General features: G+C 42.2%; 10 protein-coding genes. All 10 read left to right on the top strand.

Annotated elements, in window-relative coordinates; genetic code table 11:
- Positions 1-48: 48 nt before the first annotated feature.
- A complete protein-coding gene (locus E7204_RS01010) occupies positions 49-492 on the top strand; it encodes a terminase small subunit (RefSeq protein WP_295180724.1) in 444 nt (147 codons plus the stop codon).
- A complete protein-coding gene (locus E7204_RS01015; protein WP_295180726.1) occupies positions 476-1765 on the top strand; it encodes a PBSX family phage terminase large subunit in 1290 nt (429 codons plus the stop codon). Before E7204_RS01010 ends, E7204_RS01015 begins: the two co-directional genes overlap by 17 nt.
- Complete coding sequence (locus E7204_RS01020; RefSeq protein WP_295180727.1) at positions 1746-3149, top strand: phage portal protein; 1404 nt, start codon at positions 1746-1748, stop codon at positions 3147-3149. Before E7204_RS01015 ends, E7204_RS01020 begins: the two co-directional genes overlap by 20 nt.
- Positions 3136-3411, top strand: coding sequence for a hypothetical protein (locus E7204_RS01025; RefSeq protein WP_295180729.1), 276 nt, complete (start codon positions 3136-3138; stop codon positions 3409-3411). Before E7204_RS01020 ends, E7204_RS01025 begins: the two co-directional genes overlap by 14 nt.
- 64 nt (positions 3412-3475) lie before the next feature.
- The gene (locus tag E7204_RS01030; protein WP_295180731.1) at positions 3476-4102 is read left to right on the top strand and encodes a phage scaffolding protein; all 627 of its coding nucleotides are present in this window, start codon (positions 3476-3478) and stop codon (positions 4100-4102) included.
- A gap of 10 nt (positions 4103-4112) precedes the next feature.
- Positions 4113-5078: a major capsid protein gene (locus tag E7204_RS01035; protein WP_295180732.1), complete on the top strand. Its 966-nt coding sequence runs from the start codon at positions 4113-4115 to the stop codon at positions 5076-5078.
- Positions 5079-5090: 12 nt separating this feature from the next.
- Positions 5091-6560 carry a minor capsid protein gene (locus E7204_RS01040; RefSeq protein WP_295180734.1) on the top strand — a complete coding sequence of 490 codons (1470 nt, stop codon included), beginning with the start codon at positions 5091-5093 and terminating at the stop codon, positions 6558-6560.
- Positions 6547-6804: a hypothetical protein gene (locus tag E7204_RS01045; RefSeq protein WP_021841346.1), complete on the top strand. Its 258-nt coding sequence runs from the start codon at positions 6547-6549 to the stop codon at positions 6802-6804. Before E7204_RS01040 ends, E7204_RS01045 begins: the two co-directional genes overlap by 14 nt.
- A gap of 51 nt (positions 6805-6855) precedes the next feature.
- Positions 6856-7230, top strand: coding sequence for a hypothetical protein (locus E7204_RS01050; RefSeq protein WP_247239970.1), 375 nt, complete (start codon positions 6856-6858; stop codon positions 7228-7230).
- 25 nt (positions 7231-7255) lie between these two features.
- Positions 7256-7582: a hypothetical protein gene (locus E7204_RS01055; RefSeq protein WP_021841344.1), complete on the top strand. Its 327-nt coding sequence runs from the start codon at positions 7256-7258 to the stop codon at positions 7580-7582.
- The last annotated feature ends 127 nt before the right edge of the window (positions 7583-7709 follow it).

Consider the following 7709-nt stretch of genomic DNA (forward strand, 5'->3'; position numbering starts at 1 on the left):
AGCGGGAGAATACCCCGCATTTTTTATTGACCAAAAGGAGGTGATGACGTGACGCCATTGACAGCGAGACAGGATAAGTTCAGTGTTGAATACTTGGTTGACTTGAACGGTACGCAAGCGGCTATACGGGCTGGATATAGCCCTAAAACAGCGGAAGTAACGGCTAGTCGTCTGCTAAGGAATGTTAAGGTTCAAAACCGCATTCAAGAATTAAGGGCCAAAGAGTTTAAGAAAACCATTGCCACCGCTGAAGAAGTGGAGGCGATGCTATCTAAGGCCATGCGCGGTGAGCTCGATGAAGAAGTGGTAGTGGTTGAGGGCTCAGGAGACGGATATAGCGAAGCTAAGATTATGACTAAGCAGATATCCGCTCGTGATCGATTAAAAGCGGCCGAGCTGATGGGTAAGCGCCATCAACTCTTTACTGATAAGGTCCAAATGTCCGGGGAATTAATGCCAATATTTGTCGGAGAGGATGATATTAGTGATTAACTATGACCCGGCCAAATATCAACCGGTACGATTACCGGAGATATTCGGTGCGGGTTACGGTAAGTTTATCCGATTTCGTGGACGTTATCGTGTGGTCAAGGGTAGTCGTGCATCTAAAAAATCGGCTACGGCCGCACTGGATCTTATTAAAAATATATTAAAGTACCCCGAAGCGAATGCGTTAGTGGTTCGTAAGGTATTTAGGACCTTAAAGGATAGTTGCTACGCACAGCTTAAGTGGGCGGCAAGACGACTGAAATGCTATCATCTGTTCCGGTTTACCGAAAGCCCTCTTGAGATTACGGTTATTGCTACCGGTCAAAAAATACTGTTTCGAGGTTTAGACGATCCGCTTAAAGTTACTTCGGTAGCCGTAGATTCAGGGTCGTTGTGTTGGCTGTGGATTGAAGAAGCGTACGAAATCACGAATGAAGAAGATTTTGATATGCTGAATGAATCCATTCGTGGCCAGTTACCCCCGAATTTATGGCACCAAATAACGATTACCTTTAACCCGTGGAATGAGCGTCATTGGCTTAAGAAGCGATTTTTTGACACAAAGAACCCGGACGTATTAGCCCTTACAACCAATTACACCTGCAATGAGTTTTTAAGCCCTTCTGATATAAAAGTATTCGAGGATATGAAACTCAATAATCCACGACGTTATAAAGTCGCTGGATTAGGCGATTGGGGTGTTGTCGAAGGCCTTGTGTACGAAAATTGGGAAGAACGGGTATTTGATGTTACTGAAATAAGTAAGCGACCAAATGTACAAAGTTTCTTCGGCCTTGACTTCGGTTTTACTAACGATCCGTCGGCACTGTTTTGCGGGCTAGTTGATACGGTAGCCAAAGAGATCTATGTATTTGATGAGATGTATCAAAAAGGACTAACTAATGACGAAATCGCAGAAACGATTACTCGTATGGGCTACGCTAAAGAACGTATTCGAGCTGATTCAGCGGAGCCTAAGTCTATTGTGCATTTAAGGAGATTAGGATTGCGACGTATTACTGCGGCCTTAAAAGGCAAGGATAGCGTTAATGCCGGAATTCAGGTATTACAAGATTATAAGATTATCATCCACCCTCGCTGCGTGAATTTCATAACCGAAATCATGAACTACGCTTGGGACGAAGATAAATTCGGTAAAAAACTGAATAAGCCAATTGATGATTTTAATCATTTAATGGACGCCATGCGGTATGCCTTGGAACCGCTGATAAAAATTAGAAAAGGAGGGATAAGATTTGGAAACGGGGATAAATGATAAGCTAGCCGGTGCGAAGAAGTTACTCGAAACCTTCATTGCCGGTCACATAAATTTTGTAATGGCCGATGAAGTCGCTCGCCGGTATTACGCGAATCAAAATGACATTCTGCATGAAAAGAAGAAAAAAGAAGAGGATAAGGAAAAACCGGAATTGCGGAATGCAGATAATCGTATTCCATCGGCATTTCATAGTTTATTAGTGGACCAAAAGGCCGGTTATATGTTTACCTCGCCGCCTAGTTTTGATGTAGGCACGGATGAGCAGAACAAGCAAGTAACCGAGGTATTAGGTGATACATATGAGAAAAATGCGAAAGAATTATGCGTTAATGCGTCGAATGCAGGTATTGCTTGGCTCCATTATTGGATTGATGACAACGAATTCAAATGGGGTGTTGTACCGTCGGCACAAATTATACCTATTTGGGGAACCACCTTAGAGCATAATTTACAAGCGGCCGTACGCTGTTACGAAGAATTAGACGTGGCTACCGGTGATGCGTATGATGTGTTTGAAATTTGGGACGATACGATATGCAGAGCCTATCGTAAGAAAAAGTCGCTAAGTATTAACGAAGGCTTAAATCCATATGATATGTTTGCCATGTTCATGGAGCAGAATCAATCCGATGCCGCCAATGAATTTGTGCATAAACTTGGTGAAGTACCATTCATACCATTTAAGAACAATGGAAACTGCTATAGTGACTTGGACCGCATCAAACGCTTAATCGATGCGTACGATAAAACGTATAGCGGCTTTATTAATGACCTCGAAGATATTCAAGAGGTTATTTTCGTATTAACTAACTACGGCGGTCAAGACCTGAATGAGTTTATCCGCGATTTGAAGTGTTTTAAAACAATTCAAGTCGACTCCATCGGTTCCGAAGATAAATCAGGGGTATCAACGTTAACTATCGATATTCCGGTCGAAGCCCGTGAAAAGGCTTTGGAAATTACTCGTAAGTCTATATTTACTATGGGGCAAGGTATTGATCCGGAAATGCAAGGCCTCGACGGGACTAGCGGAGAAGCTATGAAGTTTTTATATGCTTTACTCGAACTTAAGGCGGGCCTCATGGAAACCGAGTTCCGGTTAAGCTTTAATCAATTTATCCGAGCGATATGCCGATTTAAAGGTATTAAGCCACAAAATATTATTCAGACATGGACACGCACCATGATTCGCAATGACGCCGAGTTAGTGGATATGTGTTCGAAGTCTAAGGGTATTATTTCGGATAAAACAATTATTAAGGCACATCCATTTGTTGAAGACGTGGAAGCCGAAGAAGAACAGTTGGCCAAAGAAAAAGAAGCCGAACTGGCATCGTATGAATTTAACAACACGGGAGGTGAAGAAGATGGAAACGCTTAGAGCTTATATTGAATCATTTGGAGAGGATGCACCGGTTAAACTTTTATACGAAGTTTATGGCACGACTAGCGAAGTTAAATCCGTATTACAGTATTGTGTAACATCGTATAAAACTGCGGTAGAGGTTATGAAGGAAGAAAACGTATATCCTGAAACCGAAACGGCACCGGTAGAAGATGTAAAACTTGTACCTGAACCGGTAGAAGAAGTAAAAGTTGAAGAAAAACCTAAAACTACAAAACGAACAGTCAAAGCGAAATAGTAATATTTCGCTGCTTTAATTGTCTCGAGGCAGGTAACCTCGGTAAAAACCGGAAAGGACAACAATGGAAGAATTGTTAAAACAATTAGGAATTACTGAAGATAAAGCAGAAGCGGCGACGGCTGCTATTAAGGCATATCTCGACGGGGAATACGTGCCAAAAGGACGCTTTAACGAAGTAAACACCGCAAAAAAAGCTTTGGAAGAACAGTTAACAGTCCGCAATAAAGAAATGAAAGCATTACAAAAACAAGCGGAAGGTGCCAAAGACATAGAAGGCTTGCAAAAGCAAATCAGCGAATTAACCGAGAAGCAGAAGGCCGATCAAGCGGAATATGAGTCTCAGCTCAAAAAGTTAAAGCTCGATAATGCGATTGCCTTACAAATTGTCGATAAAGCACAGGACGTTGATATTGTTAGTGGTTTGATTAATCGGGATAAGTTAATTGTGAATGATGACGGTAGTATTACTGGATTAACGGAACAGGTAGAAGCGTTACAGAAAAATAAAGCATTTTTATTTAAAGCCACATCCGGAAATCAGGGCTACACTCCGAAAGGCGGTCAGACGCCTACAGTGAATCCGTTTGCGGCCGAAACGGAAAACTTAACAGAACAAGGTAAATTATTTAAGGAAAACCCAACAGAGGCACGTCGATTAGCGGCCGCTGCGGGCATTGTAATAGACTAGGAGGAACATAATGGGAACTACTTTAAGTGATGTAATCGTACCTGAAATTTTTACACCGTACACTATCAAGCGCACTATGGAATTAAGTGCATTAGTACAAAGTGGCATCGTGGTTAATTCCCCGGAATTTGACAAATTGGCAAGCGAAGCAGCATCTATCCACAATATGCCATTCTTCGCCGATTTGACCGGTGATGCGTCTGATGTTATTGAAGGTCAAGATTTAACCGCACAGAAAATCGGATCTAAAAAGGACCAATCGGCAACATTCCGTCGCGCACAGATGTGGTCTGCGACCGATTTAAGTGCTCAATTAGCCGGCGCGGATCCAATGAAAGCTATTGGTACTTTAGTCGGTGCTTACTGGGCACGCGAACTTCAGAAAGACTTGTTAGCAACATTAAAAGGCGTATTCGGCGCTACTACAATGAAGCAGCACGTGTTGGATATTTCCGGTTCTACCGGTCGTGCGGCGGTGTTCAGTGCATCCAGCTTTATTGATGCTTGCCAGTTATTGGGTGATAGCAAGGCTAATCTTACGGCTGTTGTCATGCATTCTGCAACACATGCGTTATTACTCAAAAATAACTTGCTTGAAACTGAACGTGATTCCATGAACGTGGAATTCGACACTTACCAGGGACGTCGCGTAATCATCGATGACGGGTGCCCGGTAGAAGGTGGTGTATACACGTCCTTCTTATTCGGTTCCGGTGCGATTGCATTAGGTAATGGTTCTCCGGTTGGCTTTGTTCCTACTGAAACCGACCGTGATAAACGCAAAGGTTCCGGTGTGGATTACTTAATTAACCGTCGTGTACAGATTCTTCATCCACGTGGGGTTAAATTCACCGCCACAACTCGTGCCAATATCGAAACTGTTAGCCGTGCAGAAATGTCTACGGCAACTAACTGGGAATTGGTATATGAACCTAAACAGATTCGTATGGTAGCGTTTAAGCACAAAATCGTTTAGTAGAGGTGTTGCATGGGACAGGATAAGTATTGGGAACGACGTAGCCGGGAACGGGAAGCCGAATGGACTCAAATTAGTCAGGAAACGATTGAACGTGAGCTGGCAGAACAATACGCCCGATCCTTGCAACGTATTCAAAATGAAATAAATGCTTTATATGGTCGCTTTTCACAGGATAACTCAGTAAGTATTGCTGAAGCTCAAAAAATGCTAACCGAGCCCGAATTTAGGGTATGGCGTATGGATATAGCGGACTATGTAAAACAAATCGAGGCTACCGGTAATAAAGAGCTACTGAGAGAGCTTAATGTATTGGCCATGCGAAGCCGCATATCCCGACTCGATAAGCTATATGGTGACACGATTAAAGAATTGCTGTCTATGGGAATTATTGTCGATGATAAGATGACCGAGTTTTTAACAAGGGCTTACGAGGACAATTATTACCACGCACGCTACGACTTAGGTGTTACCGGAATTGGTGTGCCGCGTAATTTAATAAGTAAAGCGGAAATTGCTAAAGTATTAGCTAACCCGTGGAGCGGAAAAAATTACAGTACACGCCTTTGGGGTAATACGGAAAAGTTGGCCAAAGTAATTAAGCGTGAAGTGACTAATGGCATCCACCGAGGTATCAGCAATACGAAATTGGCCAAGCATGTACAACAAGCAATGGATTCGGGGCGTAAGGAAGCGGAGCGACTTGTAAGGACTGAAATGAACTATGTAAATAATCAGGCTAACCTAGATAGCATCAGGGATGCCGATATGCCGTATTATCAGTTCATCGCTGTCATGGACAGTCGTACTTCTCGTGTTTGTAAGGACCATAACAACGAAGTGTACAAAGTGGCCGATGCTATTCCAGGGGAAAATTTACCACCATTACACGCCAATTGCCGTAGTACGATAGCCGGAACGTTAACTGGGTACGACCCAGCTAAGGATAAAGGTAAGTTAACTCTGTTTAAGACTATGCCATATGAAGACTATAAACGAGTTTTTATCGAAGGTGATAAAGAGTATGGCATGGAGAAAAATTACTTACCTCCGACAGTAGAATTTATTGCAAAACTTGCCGCGGAAGGAAATCAGCCTTATAATAAAGTTAAGGAAGGTGTAGAACGATTTTATGACGATAATGGTGCTCCTATATATCCGCCAAACAATGGTGCGATAGGAGATGTTAGAATTATTACACTAAAACCCGGCACGGAAGTATTAACAAGGTATGGTCGCGATACGGGCTCATATGTCAGCCTTGGGGATATAGATTTTACAGCAAGGGCGTTACCCAGAACGGTTGATGTGAATGCATCTAATTATCATCGGTATAGAGTTATTAAGTTATTGGATAATGTAGAAGAAGGGCTAATTGCACCGTGGTTTGGCGAAAAAGGGCTGGGAATACAATACCGATTACCGGATAGGGTTAAGAACTTACTAGGCGAATTCCTGGAGGAAATTTATGAAGATGAATGACTTAGCTAAAATTATGGAAAAAGAGAATATTTGGCCATACGATTATGCTATCGGGTCGTTACAAAAACCACTGAGTGAAACGCCTCTGTGCTTAATCAAAGAAGGTAATAAATTTGTATATTTAGCCTTAGAGCGAAATAAAGAAGTAGACCGAATTGAGTTTTTATCAGAAGAAGAGGCTTGCAAATATTTCTTAAAGTCGTATGCCGCTTATGATAAAAGACTCAGAAAATACATAGCTTAAACCGCTTACATTATGTAGGCGGTTTTTTCATGCCCAAAATGAGGTGATACATTGGTAACGTATATTAGTGTTGAAACGGCGATTGAACAAATCGTCGATAAAGTTAAAATTAGCGCTGATGTGGAGGATATAACGCCTTTACAGCAGTTACAAATTGAGCAGTTTGTATACGATATTGTCGATTATTGCCACCGAGACGATTTTCCAACGACTCTCGTACTTACAGTGGCTAATCTGATAGCCATGCATTTTATAACAGAGCCGGAACATATGGGTACGGGCCCACTTAAGGCTCTTGAAGAAAATGACACACGGTTTGAGTTTGCTGTTGCGGATGCGGATACTACTGATTTATTAAGTAATCAGCTGTTTGGTAAAATACGGCCGAAACTGAACTTGTATCGAAAGTTGGTGCGCAATGGTTAACTATCAGGGCATATTGGAACGATATATGCGTAATGATCGTGTTACAGTAGTTAGGCAAGTAGAAGCGGTTGACGATATTGGAGCGGATATTTTTACCGAAACCGTAGTATATGCGGATATACCGTGTAAACTAGGGCAAGCCGGGAAGAATACCCTCGATAATACTCCAACCAATAGCGTAACGTTCGTAACGGCCGATTTACGGTTATGTTTAGCACCGGACTACACGATTCTGGCTAATGACAAATTAATTGTTAAGCACAAAGGTCAGACGTTTACGTTTTGGGCGACGCAAGCGTTCAAGTATATGACGCATCAGGAAATATCGGTATATGCTAAAACGGAGGCGTGAATGAAGATTACAGGCTTTGAAGAGCTGTATAAACAGCTTGATAAAATAGCGAATTCACAGGTCAAACTCAATCGCTTTGTCGCACAGCAGGGTGAAATATTACGCAGTGAAGCGGTTAAAAACACGC

Origin of the sequence: Veillonella sp., assembly GCF_015058545.1 — a bacterium.
Taxonomy (GTDB): domain Bacteria; phylum Bacillota; class Negativicutes; order Veillonellales; family Veillonellaceae; genus Veillonella_A.